The organism is Hymenobacter oligotrophus, assembly GCF_003574965.1.
Lineage (GTDB): Bacteria > Bacteroidota > Bacteroidia > Cytophagales > Hymenobacteraceae > Solirubrum > Solirubrum oligotrophum.
This window is the reverse complement of record NZ_CP032317.1, coordinates 2,109,039-2,130,354: the sequence shown is the minus strand read 5'-3', so window position 1 is coordinate 2,130,354 and position 21,316 is coordinate 2,109,039. Positions and strand designations below refer to the sequence as shown.

20 protein-coding genes are annotated in these 21,316 nt (G+C 49.4%); 17 read left to right on the top strand and 3 right to left on the bottom strand.

The window, feature by feature from the left end:
• The first annotated feature begins 7 nt into the window (after positions 1-7).
• From D3Y59_RS09145 to D3Y59_RS09070, 16 genes are all read left to right on the top strand, one after another.
• Entirely contained in the window at positions 8-949 is a 942-nt protein-coding gene (locus D3Y59_RS09145) for a UDP-glucuronic acid decarboxylase family protein (RefSeq protein ID WP_119444778.1), read from the top strand.
• A 6-nt stretch (positions 950-955) separates the two neighbouring features.
• Positions 956-1,366, top strand: coding sequence for a sugar 3,4-ketoisomerase (locus tag D3Y59_RS09140; protein ID WP_119444777.1), 411 nt, complete (start codon positions 956-958; stop codon positions 1,364-1,366).
• Positions 1,367-1,620: 254 nt separating this feature from the next.
• Positions 1,621-2,727 carry a DegT/DnrJ/EryC1/StrS family aminotransferase gene (locus D3Y59_RS09135; RefSeq protein ID WP_317127391.1) on the top strand — a complete coding sequence of 369 codons (1,107 nt, stop codon included), beginning with the start codon at positions 1,621-1,623 and terminating at the stop codon, positions 2,725-2,727.
• Positions 2,728-3,263: 536 nt separating this feature from the next.
• On the top strand, positions 3,264-3,674 hold the full coding sequence (locus D3Y59_RS09130; protein WP_119444775.1) for a sugar 3,4-ketoisomerase: 411 nt from the start codon (positions 3,264-3,266) through the stop codon (positions 3,672-3,674).
• Positions 3,671-4,648 carry a GNAT family N-acetyltransferase gene (locus tag D3Y59_RS09125; protein WP_119444774.1) on the top strand — a complete coding sequence of 326 codons (978 nt, stop codon included), beginning with the start codon at positions 3,671-3,673 and terminating at the stop codon, positions 4,646-4,648. Before D3Y59_RS09130 ends, D3Y59_RS09125 begins: the two co-directional genes overlap by 4 nt.
• Positions 4,632-5,585, top strand: a complete 954-nt coding sequence (locus tag D3Y59_RS09120; protein ID WP_119444773.1) for a DegT/DnrJ/EryC1/StrS family aminotransferase — start codon at positions 4,632-4,634, stop codon at positions 5,583-5,585. Before D3Y59_RS09125 ends, D3Y59_RS09120 begins: the two co-directional genes overlap by 17 nt.
• Before the next feature lies 1 nt (position 5,586).
• Positions 5,587-6,078, top strand: coding sequence for an acyltransferase (locus tag D3Y59_RS09115; protein WP_119444772.1), 492 nt, complete (start codon positions 5,587-5,589; stop codon positions 6,076-6,078).
• 45 nt (positions 6,079-6,123) lie between these two features.
• Positions 6,124-7,023 carry a glycosyltransferase gene (locus D3Y59_RS09110; RefSeq protein WP_162910659.1) on the top strand — a complete coding sequence of 300 codons (900 nt, stop codon included), beginning with the start codon at positions 6,124-6,126 and terminating at the stop codon, positions 7,021-7,023.
• A 113-nt stretch (positions 7,024-7,136) separates the two neighbouring features.
• Positions 7,137-8,909, top strand: coding sequence for an ABC transporter ATP-binding protein (locus tag D3Y59_RS09105; protein WP_119444770.1), 1,773 nt, complete (start codon positions 7,137-7,139; stop codon positions 8,907-8,909).
• Between the two features lie 42 nt (positions 8,910-8,951).
• Positions 8,952-9,905 (top strand): glycosyltransferase family 2 protein, encoded by a 954-nt coding sequence (locus D3Y59_RS09100; RefSeq protein WP_119444769.1) that lies wholly within the window; start codon positions 8,952-8,954, stop codon positions 9,903-9,905.
• Between the two features lie 5 nt (positions 9,906-9,910).
• Complete coding sequence (locus D3Y59_RS09095) at positions 9,911-11,098, top strand: glycosyltransferase family 4 protein (RefSeq protein ID WP_119444768.1); 1,188 nt, start codon at positions 9,911-9,913, stop codon at positions 11,096-11,098.
• The gene (locus D3Y59_RS09090; RefSeq protein WP_119444767.1) at positions 11,091-12,407 is read left to right on the top strand and encodes a glycosyltransferase family 4 protein; all 1,317 of its coding nucleotides are present in this window, start codon (positions 11,091-11,093) and stop codon (positions 12,405-12,407) included. Before D3Y59_RS09095 ends, D3Y59_RS09090 begins: the two co-directional genes overlap by 8 nt.
• A gap of 11 nt (positions 12,408-12,418) precedes the next feature.
• On the top strand, positions 12,419-13,321 hold the full coding sequence (locus tag D3Y59_RS09085; protein ID WP_119444766.1) for a glycosyltransferase family 2 protein: 903 nt from the start codon (positions 12,419-12,421) through the stop codon (positions 13,319-13,321).
• A 10-nt stretch (positions 13,322-13,331) separates the two neighbouring features.
• Positions 13,332-14,219, top strand: coding sequence for a glycosyltransferase family 2 protein (locus D3Y59_RS09080; protein WP_119444765.1), 888 nt, complete (start codon positions 13,332-13,334; stop codon positions 14,217-14,219).
• Between the two features lie 4 nt (positions 14,220-14,223).
• Positions 14,224-15,477 carry a glycosyltransferase gene (locus D3Y59_RS09075; protein WP_119444764.1) on the top strand — a complete coding sequence of 418 codons (1,254 nt, stop codon included), beginning with the start codon at positions 14,224-14,226 and terminating at the stop codon, positions 15,475-15,477.
• 65 nt (positions 15,478-15,542) lie between these two features.
• Complete coding sequence (locus D3Y59_RS09070; protein ID WP_162910657.1) at positions 15,543-16,616, top strand: glycosyltransferase family 4 protein; 1,074 nt, start codon at positions 15,543-15,545, stop codon at positions 16,614-16,616.
• On the opposite strand, the gene rffA is transcribed toward D3Y59_RS09070, so the two are convergent.
• Together rffA and D3Y59_RS09060 are read right to left on the bottom strand one after the other, a co-directional pair.
• Positions 16,583-17,740 carry a dTDP-4-amino-4,6-dideoxygalactose transaminase gene (gene rffA, locus D3Y59_RS09065; protein ID WP_119444762.1) on the bottom strand — a complete coding sequence of 386 codons (1,158 nt, stop codon included), beginning with the start codon at positions 17,738-17,740 and terminating at the stop codon, positions 16,583-16,585. The genes D3Y59_RS09070 and rffA overlap by 34 nt on opposite strands.
• Complete coding sequence (locus tag D3Y59_RS09060; protein ID WP_119444761.1) at positions 17,715-18,683, bottom strand: glycosyltransferase family 2 protein; 969 nt, start codon at positions 18,681-18,683, stop codon at positions 17,715-17,717. The genes rffA and D3Y59_RS09060 overlap by 26 nt, the downstream gene beginning before the upstream one ends.
• A 321-nt stretch (positions 18,684-19,004) precedes the next feature.
• Between D3Y59_RS09060 and D3Y59_RS09055 the strand changes: the two genes are divergently transcribed.
• A complete protein-coding gene (locus D3Y59_RS09055; RefSeq protein WP_240410317.1) occupies positions 19,005-19,982 on the top strand; it encodes a glycosyltransferase in 978 nt (325 codons plus the stop codon).
• Here D3Y59_RS09055 and D3Y59_RS09050 read toward each other — a convergent pair.
• The gene (locus D3Y59_RS09050; RefSeq protein WP_119444760.1) at positions 19,934-21,310 is read right to left on the bottom strand and encodes a hypothetical protein; all 1,377 of its coding nucleotides are present in this window, start codon (positions 21,308-21,310) and stop codon (positions 19,934-19,936) included. The genes D3Y59_RS09055 and D3Y59_RS09050 overlap by 49 nt on opposite strands.
• Positions 21,311-21,316: the final 6 nt, after the last annotated feature.

Genomic DNA, 21,316 nt, shown 5'->3' with positions numbered 1-21,316 from the left:
CCTCTAGATGGAAAAGAAACGCGTACTAATTACGGGTGGTGCAGGCTTTTTGGGCTCCCACCTCTGCGACAGGTTCTTGGCCGAGGGTTACCATGTAATTGCCATGGATAACCTCGTGACGGGCGACTTGGAAAATATTCAACACTTGTTCGGCAAAAAGGACTTCGAGTTTCACCATCACGATGTGTCGAAGTTTGTGTTTGTGCCCGGCAAACTAGATTACATTCTACACTTCGCCTCGCCGGCTTCCCCTATCGATTACCTCAAGATTCCTATCCAAACCCTAAAAGTTGGTTCTTTAGGTACCCACAACCTGCTGGGCTTGGCCCGCGTGAAAGGCGCACGCATGCTGATTGCCAGCACTTCGGAGGTGTACGGAGACCCGGAAATTCACCCTCAGGTGGAAGAATATTTCGGCAACGTAAACCCAGTGGGGCCTCGCGGCTGCTACGATGAGGCCAAGCGCTTCCAGGAAGCCATTACCATGGCTTACCACAATCACCACGGCTTGGAGACGCGTATCGTGCGCATCTTCAATACTTATGGCCCGCGCATGCGCCTTAACGACGGCCGTGTGCTGCCTGCCTTCCTGTCTCAAGCCCTGCGCGGCGAAAACCTGACAGTATTCGGCGACGGTTCGCAAACTCGTTCCTTCTGCTACGTCGATGACCTGATTGAAGGCATCTACCGCCTGTTGCTCAGCGACTATCACTTGCCCGTAAACATTGGCAACCCGTCGGAGATAACTATCAAGGAGTTTGGGGAGGAAATTGCCCGCCTCACCGGTGTGGAGTTCAAACCCGACTACAAACCCTTGCCCGAAAACGACCCCATGAAGCGTCGCCCCGATATCAGTAAGGCTAAAGAGGTGCTGGGTTGGGAACCAAAAGTAGACCGGGCCGAGGGGCTTCGTCGCACGTTGGAGTATTTCCAAGAGCGCGTAAAATAAGAGGTAGTGCCGGAGCCGTATCTCATTAGCTTTCCCAAGCTAGGCGATGAAGCCTTCGGCTACATTTCCGTGGCTGAGCAGCTGCAGTACATTCCGTTTGAGGTCAAGCGAACATTCTGGACCTACAAAACACCTGAATATATTGTGCGTGGCCGCCACGCGCATTACCGCACCGAGCAGGTGCTGGTTGCTGCTGCGGGTCGCATTATTGTCACCACCGAAAACGTACGCGGCGACATTCAATTTTTTCGGTTGGAAGACCCATCGGTAGGATTGTACGTGCCGCCACACGTGTGGCACACTATGCAATACTCCGATTGTGCTGTTCAGTTGGCATTTGCCTCGCATCCGTACGACGAAAAAGACTACATCCGAAGTCGGGATGAGTTTCGGCAGGTTTGGCGGACGGCCCTCTGAGAATTTCGCCATTGAGCACCAGCATTTATAACGCCCTGCGACACCCGGTTCGCGGGGCGTTTTGTCATAAAGCAGTGATTGAGTGGCTCTGATCAGTAAAGCCAGACCAAAGCCAAAAATGCTGCTTCTGCCGGTACTGCTATCTTTGCGGACTCACGTACTGCTTGCACAGTCTGGCATGTGGGCACATGACCGCAGTTAGGCGGCGTTCAGGCAATCGCGTTAACTCCTACCGCACCATTTTCCTCTCATACATGGATTCAATGGCAATTCCTTTTCTCTCATTTCAAGCACAGCACGAGCCAATTCGCGAACAGGTACTGGCCGCCATGGCCCGTGTTTACGATTCGCAATGGTATGTATTGGGTGAAGAAGTAAAGCACTTTGAGGCCGAGTACGCAGCCTTTTCCGGCACGCAGCATGCTGTAGGCGTGGCCAACGGACTAGATGCGCTGGTGCTGGCCTTACGGGCTCTGGGTGTGGGTGAGGGTGACGAGGTAATCGTACCATCCAATACTTACATTGCCACTTGGCTGGCTGTTACGCAGGTAGGTGCTACCCCCGTGCCTGTGGAGCCCGACCCCGACACGAGCAACCTCGACCCGGCGCAGTTAGCAGCGGCCATCACTTCCCGCACGCGAGCCATTATGCCGGTACACCTCTATGGCCAAGCCTGCCGCATGAAGGAAATTATGACGGTGGCACTGCAGTATGGTCTCTCCGTAGTCGAAGACAATGCGCAGGCCCAGGGCGCCAGCTTCGGCGGGCAACTCACGGGTTCGTTCGGCCACATCAATGCCACCAGTTTTTACCCCGGCAAAAATCTCGGCGCCCTTGGGGATGCCGGCGCTATAACGACTGACGACGCGGCACTTGACCAGCGTGTGCGCGTGCTGCGCAACTACGGTTCGCAACAAAAGTATTACAACGAAGTCGTGGGCTATAACTCGCGCCTCGACGAGCTACAGGCTGCTGTGCTGCGAGTAAAATTGCAATCCTTGGCGGTTTGGACGGGCCAGCGCCAACAGGTAGCTGCTTGGTACAACCAACACCTAGCCGGCATTGCAGGCTTGGTGTTACCCCAAACCGCTCCGGGGGCTACCCACGTGTATCACCTGTACGTAGTGAGCACCCACGAACGCGATGCTTTGCAGCGGCGCCTGACAGAACAAGGCATCGGCACCATGATTCATTACCCAGTACCTCCGCATCTGCAGCAGGCATATGCTCCGATGCAGTTCGGAGCCGGTTCGTTGCCCATAGCTGAAAAACTAGCCCGAACCTCCTTGAGTCTGCCTTTGTGGCCAGGCATGACGGAAGATCAAGTAGCCGAGGTGGCGCAAGCCATCCGGCGGGCCTAACTCTCGATAGGCTGGCTAACTGCCCAAACCTGTGAGTGCCTTAGCTGACAACTTTTCGAGCGGAACGTGGCTAAGCTCTATTACGCACGGTAGGCGTGCCTATGTCGCCGCTTAGGTACTTGCCCTAAAATCATTACGCCACGCCACAGCTGGCCGGTGAAGCGGAAGAGGCTTAGGCCTTCGATTAGATGCTTAAACGAATTTCTTTGCAGAGCAAAAAATGACCACAAACCCGTGTTTGCCTTGAGCAATTTGTTGACGCAACTCCTAAAATATGGTACTGTGTGCTTCTCAAGGTAAGAATACTGTTCATCCCCAGGAAAGCCTATGTTGCGGTGTGCAGATGGAGCAGGTCGTGATTTCTGCCAGCAGTACTATAATAGGTTTTAGTATTTTTACGCGAGCACGAGCCTATCAACTTCATGTGACTTCAGGCTTGATTTAAACCAAGCAAAATAATCACGTAAGCTCAAGCATTTGGTAGCTGAAATTAAGTAGCCATCACGCTCATCTACTTCTTAAGACAATACTGCTGTATGGCCGACCCTTTTCTGATTGAATTTTCCAAGATTGGCTCTTCAATGCTGGGATACATCTCAGTGGTGCAGAATAGCGAGTTGCCCTTCGAGATCAAGCGGGTTTATTGGACTTATTTTACGCCTGACTCTGTAGTACGGGGGCATCATGCTCATCACGATTTGGAGCAAATTATTTTTGCTACCAGCGGTAAAATTGTATTCACACTAGAAGGCCTAGATAATACTGTTCACGAATTTACACTTGATGAGCCGAATGTAGGGCTGTATATTCCAAAACTATTTTGGCGTACCATAAAGTTCTCGCACAATGCTGTATTGCTATGTTTGGCATCAGCCGAATATACTGAGGATGACTACATTCGAAGCTATGAGTCGTTTCAGCAATTAAAAATAAATCATTTAGTATGAAAGAAGTCGTTGAAACCACTATTTACTCCATTCGCAAGTACACCCCTCAGGACATAGACGTATGGAATGAATTTGTGGGTAAAAGCGCTAATGGGACTTTTTTATTTAAACGGTCATATATGGACTACCATAAAGACCGATTTGAAGACCATTCATACTTGATTTGGGATGAAGGTTCCCTTGTGGCTTTATTTGTGGCAGGATCAGCAAGAACGACCACCGACAAGAGCGTTGTTGTAGCTCATCCAGGGCTAACGTATGGTGGGTTGGTCCACAAATCGGGTTTAAAATATTATAAGTTTGAAAAGATTTATAATTTAATACTAATGCAGCTTAAACACGACGGTTTTACAAAATTGATCGTAAAACCAGTTTCGCGCGTTTTTTCTTCTGAATACTCGGAAGCGCATGAGTTTTATTTTTACAAATATGGGTTTTCAATTATTTCACAGGAGATTAATTCCGTAATTGACTTAACTAAAGCCTTGAGCCTCACTAGGGCTAGAAAGAAAAATCTAAAAAAGGCTGACGCGAGCGGTTTACGCATTGAACAAAGTGTTAATTTCCATGATTTCTGGGCTATCATGGCCAGTAGCCTCATGAAGACGCACGGGGTAAGACCAGTTCATACTGCAGAAGAACTGTTATTGCTACACCAGTCTAATCCTAATAACATTATTCTTTTTACTGCGTCCGTAGGAGACAAGATAGTTGGAGGTACCTTGTTATTCATGGATGAATCCAAGGGCTTTGTACATAGTCAGTATACGCATGCAAATGAAGAAGGCAGGGAAATACGTGCAATCGATGCGATGGTTGTTACTGCTGCGATGTATGCTCAGAAAAAAGGTATTCGTAAATTCTCATTTGGTATCTCTACAGTAAACAGCGAAATAAATTACGGCTTGCTCTCGCAAAAGGAAGATTTTGGGTCAGTTATTGAACTCATGCACATCTATGAAAAACAATTGTAATACAGTGTACCCATCAGTGTCAAATGGCTTTGTATTCAATAGCCACGATGATCTGCTGCCTGATTATAGGATAAACTCTTTCACTGCTTATGATTTAGCTGTGCATCATAGCTTAAAGCACGCCACTGACATTGATGATTACTTTGATCAACGTTTTGCGGGCAAAACATGGCAATACACCGCTAGTGGCTCACATGGTATATCAGAGGTACTTAAATTGCTTAAATTAAAACCTGACGATTGTATTACTATCCTCACAAGTACCGGTAATACTTATATAAGTGGATGTGTTACTAGGGAGATAGAGAAGGTGTGTCAGTGGTCAATGAAAATTGAGGTTAACACGAAAGCTATATTTGTAAACCATGAATTTGGCATTCCATTTCCAAATCTTGCTCGTCTGAAGAAATATGGAGTTCCAATAATAGAGGATTGCTGCTATGCGTTTAATTCTACTAATAGCTTCGGTGAAATTAGTCAGGTGGGTGATTTTGTTATTTATAGCTTTGCAAAGTTTTTTTCTATTCAATTCGGTGGTATTGTTGTTGCTAATAATAAATATGAGCTTAATTATAATTTAATTACTGAAGATAGTAAATTATATATTCAGAAAGTAATGTCGTTTTATCTTAAAGAAATCAACTCTATATCAGAAAAGCGTTTATATAACTATAAGTTGTTGTCTGATAAACTAGCGCCGCTTGCTTTGTCGCCTAGATTCGAATTGAAATCAGGAGAAGTTCCTGGAGTGTACATGTTCAAGGTAGAATGCGAGGTAGATTTACAAGCGCTGAAGTCCTATCTTTGGAAAAAGGGCATTCAGTGTAGTGTTTTTTATGGTGAGAAAGCTTTTTTTATACCTCTTCATCAAAAATTGAATGAGGTGGATTTCGCCTACTTCTACGAGTGCATACGTCAATTTATTTATTGCAAATAAAATGCTGACCGAAAATATTAATTTGGGGGCTGGTGTTGTTGTTGATCCTTCGAGTTCAATTAATAATATTAAAATTGGCAATAATGTTAAAATAGCAAAAGGTTGTAGTGTATTTGGTTCGGCTGAATTTATATTGCATGTAGGGGAAAGTACTTACATAGGGCCTCATTCATTTATTCAAGGTTATGCGGCCGCAATTGAGATAGGAAATTTTGTAAGTATAGCGCAACATGTAAATATTATGAGTAGCTCAGGTCCTAATGCAAGCCCATTGATGCAGAAATATTTTCCTATTGTTAAAAAAAACGTGAAGATTGGTGATCATTCATGGATTGGAGCAAATGCAGTGATTATGCCAGGGGTAATTTTAGGTAAATTTTGTGTTGTTGCTGCCAATAGCTTTGTAAACAATTGCTTTGATGACTTTTCTGTTGTGGGAGGAAATCCTGCAAGGCTAATCAAGAAGTTGGACCCTGAAATTGTGAGTCTTTAAAAAACAGTCATGATAAACTCTGATACGCCATTAGTAAGTGTTTGCATGTCCTCATACAACAATGCTAGGTTTGTAGTGGAGGCGCTTGAAAGTATTAAAGCTCAAACGTATAATAATATCGAATTAATTGTTGTCGATGACTGTTCGAAAGACAATTCAGTTGAGATAATTGATGCATGGTTATTGAATAATAGTATAAAATTTAAATTTATTAAACACAACGTAAACGAGGGTGTGTGTAGAGTTGCTAATGACATGTTATTAAACTCGCGCGGAAAATATATGTCAATAATTGCTTCTGATGACGTATTTATGCCGCGTAAGATAGAGGAGCAAGTTGCAGAATTTGAAAATTTGAGCGACGAATATGCTTTGTTGTATGGAGACGTTTATATAATTGACGAAGATAGTCAGCTAAAATCTGATACATTGATGAATAGTCGTGATCCTGATTTTGTTAAAACTTATGGCGATGTTTTTATTTCTTTGTTAAATAAAAACTTCATACCTGGAATAAGCACCATGGTTAGAACCGAGGCGCTTAAGAAATTAGGAGGTTTTGATGAAAACTTGTTCTATGAGGACTGGGATATGTGGCTCCGATTATCGCGCAATTATAAAGTGTTTTTCTCTAATTATATCCCTTCTAAATACAGAATAGTGAGCACATCAATGTGGAACACTCGTTCACATAAATTTTATGAATCTACAATTTTGTTGTTAAAGAAACATCTTGGCTTTAGTCCGGAAGGAGACGCGATTATCTATAGGCACATACGCGAACAAGCCGAGCTATTATATAGGAAAGGAGCCAAATCTGCTACGAAATACTTAAAGGAGGCTTGGAAGTATTATAAGGTACCGTCGCTAGGCCTGTTGTACTGTATGTCTGCTGTTGGGTTGCCTTATTCTGTGTTCGATCGGCTGCGCAGGGCTCGCGGCTAAACAACGCACTACGGTTTGACTAGGGTTCGCTACCTTTGTGGCTTCGAATGCTATTTGCCTCAATGCAAGGGGTATTCGCACAGAGTGTTAGCAATAGTGGACACTAAGAATACATGTTCAAAGAAAATGTAATTGGACAGGCTCTGCGGAGCCTGTTGTATTATCTGGCGCCTGCTGACAAGCGTCAGGCAGCCATCATGTTCTTGTTCCTGATCATCGCATCCTTGTTGGATGTGTTTGGTCTTGCCTCCTTGGTGCCGGTGGTTATGTTGGCCTCGGCCCCGGGCTCAGTAGAGAAAACGCGCTGGTCGGCGTGGCTCTACAATCAAATGAATTTTGAATCAGAAAAGTCGTTTTTGATTTTTTTAATTATAGCCATTTTTGTATTCTTTCTCGTTAAAAACGTCTTTACCAGCTGGATTAACTACAAACAAGTACGGTTCACGGCCTACGTGGCTCTCAAAATCGTAGATAATCAATTTCAGAAATACACGGGACTTCCTTTCTGGAAATTTCAGGAAATGGGCACGGCGCGCATGGTAAATGACGCCCTGGTAATGCCTAACTCTTATCTAAATGGAGTAATTCGGCAGTTATTTATTTTTCTATCTGAGATTATAATTGTTTTTGTAGTTGTACTGGGTATACTTCTGTACCAGCCTGCTCTGTTTGTCATTCTGCTAGTCACGTTAGTGCCCACCACGTTGCTTACCTACAGAGCTCTGAAGAACCGATCACAGCAAGTAGGACAGCAAATTGATGCCAACAGGCCCAAAGCCTATGGCATGGTTATCGATACCTTCGCAGGCTTTGTGGAGTTGAAGCTGGCCAATAAATTGTCGCGTTTCCGCAATCGGGTATACGAAAACCAAGGCTATCTGCAGGGGCTCGAAGCGAAGTCCTATCTCTACAATTTGCTGCCCTTGCGCATCATTGAGATGGTTGCGATTTTGGCTGTAGTCACCATATTCCTGTATTCGTTGCTGTTTGCCAAGGACACAACTAGCTTGGTGACTATAGTTGGTTTATTTGCGGCAGCGGCATACCGCCTCATGCCTTCTGTCAATCGAATCTTGACGTCGCTGGTTACCATTAAGCAGCACATTTACACGTTTGAGTCGTTGGCATTGTTCCGAGAGCGTGAATGGCAGTCTCATCACGTGAAGCAACAACCGAATTTAAATTTCGAGCGGCAAATAGATTTCGACCGTGTGAGTTTTGCCTTTCCTGGCGGCGACCATCCAGTACTGAACGATGTGAGCTTCAGTGTGCGCAAAGGCGAGAAGATCGGATTCATTGGCAGTTCGGGATCAGGCAAGACTACCCTAATGAACTTGTTGCTGCGCTTTTATGAGCAGCAACAGGGCCAAATTAAAGTTGACGGGGTGACTCTGACCCCAGAATATACCTCTGCTTGGCACCAACTAGTGGGGTATGTAAAGCAGGATACCTTCTTAATGGAAGCCTCTATTCGCGATAACATAACCTTGGGCGAGGAGCAGCCAGACGAGCAACGCCTGCAATATGCCTTGGAACAAGCTTCTTTGGCTGATTTTGTCCGCACACTGCCCAACGGGGTAGACACTGTTTCTGGAGAGCGAGGCGCCCGGCTTTCCGGAGGCCAACGGCAGCGTATTGGTATTGCCCGTGCCCTTTATAAGCGTACCCAAGTGCTTGTAATGGACGAAGCCACCAGTGCCCTAGATAACCAAACCGAGCGCGAAGTAAACGAGGCAATTAATAAGCTATCTGGTACGGATATAACCATTCTGATCATTGCTCACCGCATTACAACGCTGCGTCAGTGTGACCGTATCTACGAGTTGAAGAACGGCCAAATTGCGGCTGTGTACTCGTATGAGGAACTGATTGCCAAACACGTTTAGGCCCGCTAAGCTGCCGCCATTTCTGCTTACACTGTGGTTCGCATGTCCACATCCACACTGCCTCTGGTTTCCGTCATAGTACCGTGTTACAACTACGCACATTTTCTGCCTGAAACGGTGGCTAGCCTGCAACAGCAGAGTTACGTCAACTGGGAGTGCATCATCGTAGACGACGGATCGAAGGATAATACCCGCGAAGTGAGCGCCGCGCTTTGCAAAACCGATAACAGGGTTCGGTATATTTATCAAGACAACGCGGGACTTTCAAGTGCCCGCAATACGGGGCTGAGGGCGGTACAAGGCAAGTATGTGCAGCTATTAGATGCTGACGATTTGTTGTCAAAGTGCAAGCTGGAGTTGAATGTAGCTTTCCTCGAGGCTCACCCGGACGTGGATGTCGTGTACGGAAAGGTGCGCTATTTCGTACATGGTCAGTTTGGTGTTTTCAGCTGCTCTGTTGACATGCAGAATCAACCTTGGATGCCGTGCGTTTCTGGCAAAGGGGTAGAGGTGCTGAAGGAGCTGATTCGCGAGAACATAATGGTGGTGAATGCCCCTATGTTACGCAGGGAATTAATAAAGCGTGTAGGTGACTTTGACGAGGAATTAAGAGCTTGCGAAGATTGGCATTACTGGATTCGCTGCGCTGCTGAGGGAGGGCGGTTCACTTACGATGACTCCAATGAAGTGGCTGCATTGGTACGAGCCCACCCTATTAGCATGATCAACGAGTCCAATCGGATGCTACAAGCCCGGATTTTGATGCGGTTGAAAGTAAATACGCTGCCAGCTGTGACAAATAATAAGGATATCCGTATTGCCAATACCCACGACCTGCTAGCATTGCTGGCTAAGGACGATTTTTTGCACCTGTACCAAGGCAATTTCTGGATTGGAGTGAAAGGATTGATAGCTAGGATGGCACGGTGGAAGAGTTACCAATTCTTCATCGTAAACGGGCTGTATTGGTTTATGCGCCGTTTCCGTAACGCCTAGCACTTATGCGAATACTGATTTCAACCTGGTCTTTGCAGGTAGGAGGCGGGGAAGTTCTGGCCATGAACCTTGCCTCCGAGTTAGCGCGTCGAGGGCACGAGTTATTTGTGTTTAATCAGCGCGCTGAACTTATAGACCATGACTTGGTAAAGCGATTGTTGCCGCCCCAAGTGACAGTGCTTTCGATGCAGGACCGTCCTCGGCGGAGCTTTTGGGCCTATAAGGTAAACGCTGTGCAGCGCCGGCTCGGTCTTGCAGCTACTTTTTACGAAAAGCAACAACAGGCCTACTTGGCTGAATGCTTACGCCGCTATCAGATCGACTTAGTGAGTAGCCACGCTACGTATTCAGATCGGTTGTGCGCTAGCGTAACCACTGCCGCCGGTATTCCTTTGTACATTACCGAGCACGGTGAGTACACTCAGTTTTTGTTGGAAGGCAGGCGAGACTTCGAGTCCACGCTTAAGGCTGCCAGGCAGATTATTACAGTGTCGGATTATTGCCGAAATAATCTGCAGCAAGTTTTCCCAAGCCTGCCACCAGTACATACTATTTACAACGGGGTGGTAACCAACGCTAGCCACACTCGCGCCGGCATGCGGCAGCACATGGGGCTGCCAGCTGATGCTTTTGTAGTAGGAATGGTGGCTCGCGGACGGGCCGACAAAGGCTGGCAACAAGCTATTGATGCCTTCCGGATGCTGCGTCAGCAACCGCAGCATCGTCCGCTGCGACTTGTGCTGGTGGGTGGAAGCGACTATCTCAAAAACCTACAGCAGCAATATGCCGGCGAGGCAGATATAATATTTACGGGACGAGTTCCTAATCCGGATTTTTATGTAGCGGGCTTCGACGTAGGGCTGTTGCCCACGTATTTTCCCGCTGAGGCGCTGCCATTGGTTATTATCGAGTACATGGCCTTTGGCGTACCCACGGTGGCTACTCGGGTGGGGGGTGTGCCGGAACTGCTTACTTCCTTCGAAACTGCCGGTCAGTTGATTGAATTGGACCTAACGCTTGGTCAACCCCGGGTAGAAGACTTGCATGCAGCGGTACAGCGCTACTACCTCGATACGCAACTTTACGAGAAACATTCGCAGAATGCCCGTCGGGTAGGAGCTCGATTAGGAATGGTTACATGCGCCAACCATTACGAACAAGTATTCAATCAACACAAAATTCAGCATGCGTAATCAGGGGCCGATGAGAATCCTCGTATCGACCCTGTGCTTAGAAAAAGCCGGGTCGCACGTACTGGCGCTATCCCTGGCTTCTGCTATGGCTGCGCAAGGGCACCATGTGTTTCTTTACAACCAAGGCGAACAACTAGTGGATGCTGGCATGGTGGAGCAATATTTAAGCCCCCGGGTGCAGGTTGTAGCCATGGACAGATTTCCGCTTATCAATAAGATATGCTGGAAGATAAACGCTTTGGTGAAGAAGCTCGGGGTAAATTGGTCTTTCCACGAATGGTGTAAGACCCTGCTGCTCTTCTACACAATCTGGCATCATCGCATCGATATTGTGCATGGGCATGAGGTGTTGGTCGAAAAGTCTCGGCTGGTGAAGCTAAGGCAATGGTCGTCGGTGCCCATCGCAGTGACGGATCACGGAGGATACTCCATGCTAATTAAGATGGGCGACTGGTCCTTTGTGCCCTACGCCAACATGGGACAAAGCATAGTAGCAGTATCTGAGTATTCGGCGCGGCTATTACGCGGCGAGGTTGCAGAAGAAAACCCATCAGAGCTGCGTCAGTTGGGAGCTCATATCTTAGCTACTGACTATCAAGCCGAATTCAATAGCTTGAACGCATCGCGAACAAATACGCGCTTACCGCTTACTACTCCCATCACTACCATTTACAACGGAGTCGCAAGTACAGCTGGTACGCTTCCTACTCAAGCAATAGATCGTTCTACCTTCAGCATTCAAAACGAAAGTTTGGTTTTTGGAATGATTGGGCGCGGTACCGAACAAAAAGGGTGGCGCTATGCCTACGCCGCTTACCAGCATCTGAAGCAATTACTGCCCGATCAACCATTTACGCTGCTGTGCATGGGCGATGGGCCCGTGATACAAGAATTGCGTCAACAAACGTCTGCCGATCAGTCGGACATTGTATTTCTAGGCAATGTTGACAACCCACACCAGTACATGCCTCTTTGCGACGTTGGGTTAATGCCATCGTGCTTTTCGGAAGGGTTACCCCTTTCCATTATTGAATTTTTTGAACATCAGGTGCCTGTAATTGCAAGCTCTTTAGGAGGAATTCCTGAACTTATTGAGCCTATCGACCTAGCACCCGGTGGGTTGCTGGTACCGATAGAGCCTAATGGCACACCTAACATGAAGGCATTGGTGCACGCTATGCATGCCTACGCGATCAACAAAGACCTTCGGGATGAACACGCTCGTAATTCCGCTCGTATCCGTGCGCGCTTCAACATGGAGCAGTGCGCAACAGCATACGAAAAACTTTTTCGCGAACTGACTTCGTAGTTTCTCTGCTCATGGTTCAAGTTTCTGTTATAATCATCAACTACAATACTTTTAAGCTTACCAGCGAAGCTATTGAATCCATTCAACGCTATACACAAGGAGTTACTCACGAAATTATCTTAGTAGATAATGCATCATCAGAATGCGATCCAGGCTTGTTTACCCAACGCTTCCCAACGATCAAACTCGTTCGTAACCCCGACAATTCGGGCTTTGCAAAAGGTAACAACCTAGGTATTCAGCACGCAACGGGTGAAACCATCTTGCTGTTCAACAGCGACGCGGCCTGTTTAAACGACGCCCTGAGCTTAACCTATCGGGCATTGCAAGCCGAGCCCAAAGTAGGCGTGGTCACTGGGCGGCTCGAGTTCCCGGACGGCAAGTTGCAGTACCAATGCGGCCGCTTTCCGTCGGCGGGGTTGCAGTTACTGGAGTTGCTGCGCGTTCAAAAATTACTAAGCCCCGCCCGACGAGGCGAAATCCTGCAGGGTGGATTTTTCGCTCACGACAAGCCGCTTTACCCCGATTGGGTATGGGGCACATATTTTCACTTTAAACGTGAAGTACTGACTAAGTTGCCGGGGCAAAAATTGCCCGACGACTTCTTTATGTATGCCGAAGATCTGCAATGGAGTTATGCCATTCGCAAGCTTGGCTACGATATTAAGTACGTGCCCGAAGCACATATTCTGCACCATTTCTCGCAGAGCACCCGCAAGGAAAAAAAGCTGAATCAGCTGGGTATGATTCTGCGGAACGAAGATGCATTTATGCGTCAAGCGTACGGTTGGTGGGGTGCCAAATCGTATTACTTAGTGAAGATGCTGAACCTGCTAACCGCACGAGGCGGTGCCGAAACCAACCGGCACTTGGCCCGCCAATACAGCCGTTTATTGCTAGGTCGCCCGTTGTAGTATCTGCCGCATGAGCCCATTTTTTTCTATTGTAGTCCCGTGCTACAACCGCGCCGACATTCTTCCGAAAGTTGTGCAGGCCATCCTGCGCCAAGATTACCAGGACTTTGAATTAATTCTGGTCGACGACGGTAGCCGCGATACTACACTGGCGGTTATGCACGAGCTTGCTGCCACCGATCCTCGAATCCGTCCGTTTGGTAAAACCAACGGCGAGAGAGGTGCAGCCCGTAACTTTGGTGCCCGGCAGGCAGGGGGGCAGTACATCAATTTCTTCGACTCGGACGACGAAATGTATCCCAACCACCTACGGGTAGTTAAAGATTATCTGGATGCAAACGGACCGGTAGAGCTTGTGCATACGGGCTACGAAATTCTTGACGAGCACGACCGGTTGGTGCAGGAAGTATGCGATTTCAGGGCGAGTACCAATGAGGCGCTAATTCACAACAATTTTCTGGCGTGCAACACCGTGTTCGTGCGACGAGACGTGGCATTGAACAATCCGTTTGTGGAGGACCGAGCCTTGGCATCGGCCGAAGATTGGGAGCTGTGGCTTCGTTTGGCTAGCAAGTACCGCTTCCACAGCATTCCGGCCAAAACATTTTGTTTGCGCGAGCACGAAGGCCGTAGTCTCAATACCATAGCACCGGATGCGGTAAAGGCGCGCGATGAATTGTTTGCGCAGCTGATGCGTAACAATCCGGCGTTTCGCCAACGCTACCCCCAGCACGTGCAGTACTTTGTTGCCAATCGTTACACGTTCATCACGTTGATTTTGGCATTGGCCAAAAATCGGAAGAAAGAAACCTTGCGCTATTTGTGGAAGGCCCTTCAGGCTGATCCCACCGTGCTATGGCGTCGTCGTTTCCTCGCTTCCGTCAAACACTTGCTTTAGTCTATTGGCTGCAACGTCGTCCAAACCCCGGATTTTACTGCTCATTCCCAACCTGGGTCTGGGAGGAGCGCAACGCGTGTTTCGCGACCAAGCGCAAGCCTTGGCTGAGCCGTTTGAGGTAACCGAATGCGTGTTCAACCTTGACCAAGCTCACGATTACCATACCACCAACCAATTAGTGAGCTTGGACGTAGCTGGCGGGGGAAGTAGCGTTCAAAAGTTGCGCAACTTCGCGGCCCGTTGTAGCAAACTGCGCGATATCAAGCGCCGCCAGCGGATAGCCGTTTCCATCAGCCACCTAGAAGGGGCAGATTACGCCAACGTGCTTAGTGGCGCGGGTGAGAAGCGTATTTTGTGCATCCATGGGTCCAAAATGCACGATCAAAACATCCGCGGGATTGTAGGGTGGATACGTCGTTATGTGCTGATTCCGCTTTTGTATCGTAGAGCTAACCACATCGTAACCGTCAGCCGGGGCATACGCGAGGAGCTGGTGCAACAATTGGGGCTGCCTAGGGCCAAGGTAAGCGTCATTAATAATTTCTTTGATGTGGAGGGCGTGCAGGAGCGCGCACAAGAACCGCTGCAAGAGCCCTACGCACGGATGCTGGATGCTTTTCCTGTGCTGGTTACTGCAGGCAGGTTTGCTCCTGAGAAGAATCTGCTTCCGCTGCTCGAGATTTTTGCGCAGCTGCGCCAGAAAGTTGCCCGCTGTAAATTATTGCTTGTAGGGCATGGGGAAATGTACGATGCCTTACTGGCTCGCAGTACCGAGTTGGGGTTGCGAACCCACGTGCCCGAGCAAGCTCCGGAGGAAGCCTTTGAGGCAGATGTATTATTTGCTGGTTTTCAAACCAACCCATACAAGTTCGTAGCGCGCTCAAGCGTGTTTGTACTTCCATCGCGCAACGAAGGCTTTCCGATGGCTATGGGGGAGGCCATGATATGCGGTACCGTGGTGGCCGCCGCCGATTGCCCCACCGGTCCACGCGAAATCCTTGCTCCTGATTCAGATGTGCCAGTAGGAAGCATCCGGATGGCAGAGTGGACCAATACCGGAGTATTGTTGCCGTTGCTTAACCAACCCGAATCCGTATCAGACGACCAAAAAGTTTGGGTAGAGACATTAGCAGAGCTGCTAAACAATTCCGATAAGCGCACGCAATTGGCTGTGGCTGCTCAACACCGCATGCAGGATTTTACGCGCGACCGTATTTTTGATCAATGGAAGAGCTTGTTGCGAACGCTGCTCACTTAGGTTTTGAAAAGCCGGTCATCCTGATTGCGGACAACTCGACGGCCGTGACAGGCGCTTTAAATGCTATGCGGAGCGCTACAGACCGTTTGCGGCCGCGCTTTGAGTTTGTGTACGTTCTGCCCAGTGGCAGCAAGGGCGTTGCTTTGCTTGAGGCCGCAGGCTACAAAGTGTACCAAGTGCCTTTCGTTGAGATAAGCAAGCGGGTGCGCAACTTAGTGCTGTATCCGTTTATGTTGCTGCTGAACGGCTGGCGCTTGGCGCGAATTGCCCGCCGCGAAGAGGCCAGTGCGCTGCACATGAATGACTTCTATAACCTCACGGGCGTGGTCGCGCGGGCTTTAACGGCGCTACCGTTGATTACGCACGTGCGCTTTTTGCCGCAAACGCAAGTGCAGCCTTTGGCGCGTACCTGGCGTTGGCTGGCCGAGCATGTAGCACAGCGGGTTGTGTGTGTATCGCAGGCTGTTTACGGATATTTTAGTCCGTTGCCGCGCGTGCGGGTAATTGCCGACCCAATACCTGAACAGGAGAAATACCCGCCCGCCAACTTAGCACCTAGGGCCGATGGCACTGTGCGGATGCTGTACCTAAGCAATTACATACCCGGGAAAGGCCAGAACTTTGCCCTAGAAGCATTCAAGGCTGCTTATGCTCAAGACTCAAGGCTGCGGCTCCGCTTTATGGGAGGCGATATGGGCCTGGAAAAGAACCGCGATTTTAAAGCGCAGCTTGCAGCCGCTGTGGCAGATGCCGGATTAGGCGAAGTGGTAACGTTTGGAGGCTTTGAGGCCGATGTGGAAGCCGTAATCAAGCAAGCCGACATCGTGCTCAACTTCTCAGAGTCAGAGTCCTTTTCCCTTACTTGCCTGGATGCGCTGTTTTTCGGCACTCCACTAATTGCCTCTGACTGCGGCGGACCGGCGGAGCTATTTGAGCACGGGCGTTCTGGGTTTTTAGTACCCAACCGCGATGTACCTGCAATGGCTAGTGCCATGCTTCGTCTCGCTGCCGACCTGCCCCTGCGGCAGCAATTTGCCGAAGCCGGACGGGCTTTTGTGAGGAATAAGTTTAGCCCTGAAGCGACGTATTTGCGTTTGGGCGAGCTTTACGACGAGGTTTTGCGCAAGCGCGTGAAGTAGTCGAGCACTACTCCAATTACGCGCAATTGATCATCTTCCGAAAGCTCAAAGTACAGGGGCAGCCGAACCAAGCGTGTAGCATACTTGTGTGCGTTGGGAAGGATGCGGCCGTCGTGATGAGGTTGGTAGAACGGGCTGCCGTGTAGCGTCTGGTAATGGAAGACAGCCAAGATATTCTGTTCTGCTAGGTGCTGTATTAATTGTTGGCGCTCCTGAAGGTTGCGGCACACTAGGTAGAAGATGTGCCAGTTAGGCTGGGCATAGCTTGGGATGTATGGCAGCTCGACAAAACCTCTTGCAGCAATTTCTTCGAAGGCTTTGTAGTAGCGTTGCCACTGCTGGCGTCTTTGCTCGAGGATACGCTGCTTTTGCTCTAGTTGTGCCCATAGGTAGGCAGCGTTGAGTTCGGAGGGTAAAAACGACGATCCTACGTCGACCCACTGATACTTAGCAGCTTCGCCTCGGAAAAAGGCTGCTCGATTAGTGCCCTTTTCCCAAATGATTTCGGCCCTAGGTGCAAATTCAAGGTTGTTGATTGCCAGCAGTCCACCTTCGCCGGCAATCAGATTTTTCGTTTCGTGAAAGGAGAAGGCGGCCAACTGCCCTAGGCTACCGAGGGGCCTTCCTTGGTAAAAACTCTCGATTGCCTGAGCGGCATCCTCAATTACTGCCAAATTGAAGCGCTCGGCCAAACTGACAATGGCTCCCATGTCGCAGGATACGCCGGCGTAATGAACGGGCACAATGGCCCGGGTGCGTGGCGTGATCAACGATTCGAGCTGCGAAACATCAATGTTGGGATGCTCAGGTGAACTGTCGGCAAATACGATGCGGGCACCCCGCAGCACAAATGCGTTTGCCGTGGAGGTAAACGTGAACGACGGAATGATGACCTCGTCGCCCGGCTGCAAGCGTAGGAGCAGGGCTGCCATTTCCAGGGCTGCCGTGGCGCTGGTGGTCAGCAGCGCTTTGTGGATGTGGTAGTTTTGCTCGAAGTAGTGCTGACAACGTTTAGTGAACTGCCCATTCCCGGATAAATGCCCTGCCTGTATGGCCTCTTGAATGTACAGAAGCTCGTGGCCCGACAGATAAGGTTTGTTAAAGGGTATGTGCGTCGGCTTCATGCGGATTACGCGGGGTGATGGCAGCTACAACATACAGCGGCCGGTTGCGCACGCCTTCGAAAGTTTTACCCACGTAAAGGCCTACGATGCCAAGCACCAGGATGATTAACCCTGAAAAGAAACTCATCAGGATAAACAAGCTGGCATAGCCGGGTACGGTAATCTGACCTAGGGCAAACCGAATCAACGTGACGGTGCCGAGCATAAACGCCAAAGCCGAAATCAGTAAACCGGTATAAACCGTGAGACGCAGCGGTTTATCGGAGTACGCAAGCATGATGTCGGTAGCCAGGCGCAGCCTACGGCCTATATTGTACGTAGTGGGACGCTTGCTTTCCAGATGCTGCACGGGCAACGTGCATTGGCGAAAGCCAGCCCAACGCACCATTGTGGGGAAGTAGCGAATACTCTCGCGCAATTGCTGCACCGTGGCGATAACGCGGTGATGATAGATGCCAAAATTGGCAACGTCCGGGTTTTGTTTTACGCCGCTTAGATAAGATAACGCGCCGTAGAACCAGCGCGAGCTGATGCGTTTCATCCAGCCATCTTGCCGGTGCTGGCGCGCGGCTAGTACCACGTCGTAGCCGTCTTGGGCTTTTAGGTACAGCGCAGATATTTCCTCCGGTCGGTCTTGCAGGTCACAGTCCAGTACAACAACCCACGTGCCCCGGGCTATGTCCAGTCCAGCCGTAATGGCATGATGCTGACCGAAGTTCCTGCTGAGGCGCAAGCCCCGGATGCGCTGCTCTGCGGTTGCCAACTCGGCAATGCAGGCCCAACTCGCATCGGTGCTACCATCATCCACGAGAATGATTTCGAATTCGCTTGAAATACGATGCAGCTCCGCTACAAGGCGCTCTACCAACTCGGGTAGGACAGCAGCGGCTTGGTATACCGGGCTGACAACCGAGATGAAAGGACGTTCTTGTTCATTTGTCATTGCTTGCACGCAGGAGTAGCACCTAAGAAGGCTCAAAGATAGAAGAGCCGGGTACTTGCAACCCAACAGCATCTGTTTAGCTGCCAATGGGTGTTGTTGCTTGCAACTCGCCGAGCAACCTAGGGCTCTCTTGTGCAGTTACAAGCAACAATCCTAAGGCTTGCCGTACCTTTGCAAGCTGTAGTGCAGCCGCAAGCGCGGCAAGTTCATATTATGCGCATCTTGTTTTTAGTGCCGTATCCGATCGGCAAGGCTCCGTCTCAACGATTTCGCTTCGAGCAGTACCTCGAATTCCTTACTGCACAAGGCCATACTTGGCACTTGGAATCCTTTGTTTCGGATAGCACGTGGGCCATCCTGTACAAGCCGGGGCACACCGTGGCGAAGGTGCTAGGTATCCTGGGCGGGTTTTGGAGGCGCATTGTTGCGTTATTTACGCAGGTGCCCCAAGCAGATTTCGTATTTATTCACCGCGAGGCTTCGCCCATCGGGCCACCGGTTTTTGAGTGGCTGATTGCGAAAGTACTAGGCAAGCGTGTTGTCTACGACTTTGACGATGCCATCTGGATTCCGAATACCTCCGAGGCCAACAAGATTGTAGCCGGAATAAAGTGGCACCACAAGGTTGGCAGCATTTGCCGCTGGGCTTACAAGGTGAGCTGTGGCAATGCTTATCTCCGCGATTATGCCCGGCAGTTCAACGCCAACGCTATCGTCAATCCTACCACCATCGACACCGAAAACCTGCACAATCAAATAAAGGTGCAAGGCGAACGTACTGCCGATGGCCGGGTGGTGATAGGGTGGACGGGCACCCACTCCACATTGAAGTACCTTGACCAAGTAGTGCCGGTGCTACAGCGGTTGGAGCAGCGGCCGGAACTGAATTTTGAGTTTCGGGTAATCTCCAACCAGCCGCCTCAGTTGCCTTTGCGCAGTTTGGTTTTTCAACCCTGGCAGAAGGATACTGAAATTGCAGACCTGCTTGGTTTTCACCTAGGGCTTATGCCCTTGGAAGACGATTTGTGGGCAAAAGGCAAATGTGCCTTCAAAGCTCTGCAGTACATGGCCCTAGGTATGCCAGCCCTAGTCTCGCCGGTTGGCATGAACACCGAAGTGGTGCAAAACGACGAAAATGGGTACGTATGCACCACCCCGCAGGAATGGGAAGCCGCTCTGTTGCAGGTGTTGCAAGATGACAACCTGCGAACCAACCTAGGCAAGAACGCCCGGCGCACTATTGAAGAGCGTTATTCGGTAATGGCCAACCGCCCCAATTTCCTGGCCTTGTTTAGCTGAGCAGCTCGCGTAGTGCCACGCCGCGAGCCAGCCTTAGCTATTTGCATGTGTTGCATGATATAAAGCGCGCTTAAGTAAAAGGGCATTAGCGGAATTTTATAGCGCACCAGTGTGCCAAAGTTGCCGCTATTGATGCCTACACCGATGGCAAACACAAGCGCGAACAAGAAGCTAAACGAAAGAATTGGAGTGCCGATGATGGTGCTTAATCCTTTCAGGAAGCCCGCGCGGTAGAACAATGAAAGAGTAAGCCAGATAAACATAGTCGCCTCCAATGCTGACAGGAGCATTACAGGGTTGCGCACTTCAAACAGAAAAGGGCGAAATATTGATACTACGATGGCCTGCGGGGCTACTTTTAGGGTAGAACCCAACGAGCCATCGAACTCACCAATGTTATAAACCGAGCCGCTGGCTACGTACGTGGTTAAGTAATCACGGGTGATTTTAGCCCTTTCACCTAACTTGTCTACGTCGTATTTTTCATCGCCGGCGGTAAGGTTGGTAGCCCCAAAATAACCCGCGGCCACGCCTAGCCCCAAAAACAGCGGTTTAAGCAACGTGCGCAATGCAGCAGACTTAATACGCCGGTTGTTTTCGGTGAACACCCAAATAAGGGCCGCCGGCAGAAAAGACAGCAGGATATACACCTTAACAGAGATAAGGATGTATGCACCTAGGGCGCCGAGCAGAGCTGCCGTGGTTAGATTCTTCTTGGCAATAAAGAAGTGGTAGAATCCGTAGAACGTCCAGCCTAGAGCGCCGATACACAGCGAATCTTTCATGAGGCCCGAACCCCAGAAGAACACGGACGGCAAGAAGAACACGGCAATAGCTAGCTTTTTGTAAGCTAGCGGATAAATTCTCAGGAAGGTAACGTACATCGCCCACATGCCGCAAAAGCTTACGAAGGCAAAGCAAAGCGCGATAACGGCATAGCTATTAAAGCACAGCAACGAAAATACCGAGGCTATCTGTACAATGAAGTACTCGGTAGGAGCTTCATACCAGTACATGCGCATAGTGTAGCGCAGCATGTCGCCATCGGGTGGGGTTTGAGCCATCAAGAGCTTAAGCCCGGTACCGAATGAATTGCCAAAGGCTTCGTGCACCACCTTCACGTGCGAAAAGTAGTTGAAGGTGTCGCCGCCGCCGTAGTAAAATTGGTAAATTAGGCCCAGGCCGATGGCGCCGATAAACTTGACCGTTAGGGCCGGAATAAAGTAGCGGCGTGTAAGTGCGTTGGTGTAACGCTTGCGAAGAGCGAAAGCAATGCCGTACAAAATGCCTAGGTACAGCGGCGTCAAAAAAAGGTCTTTCAGCTCCATGGTTCC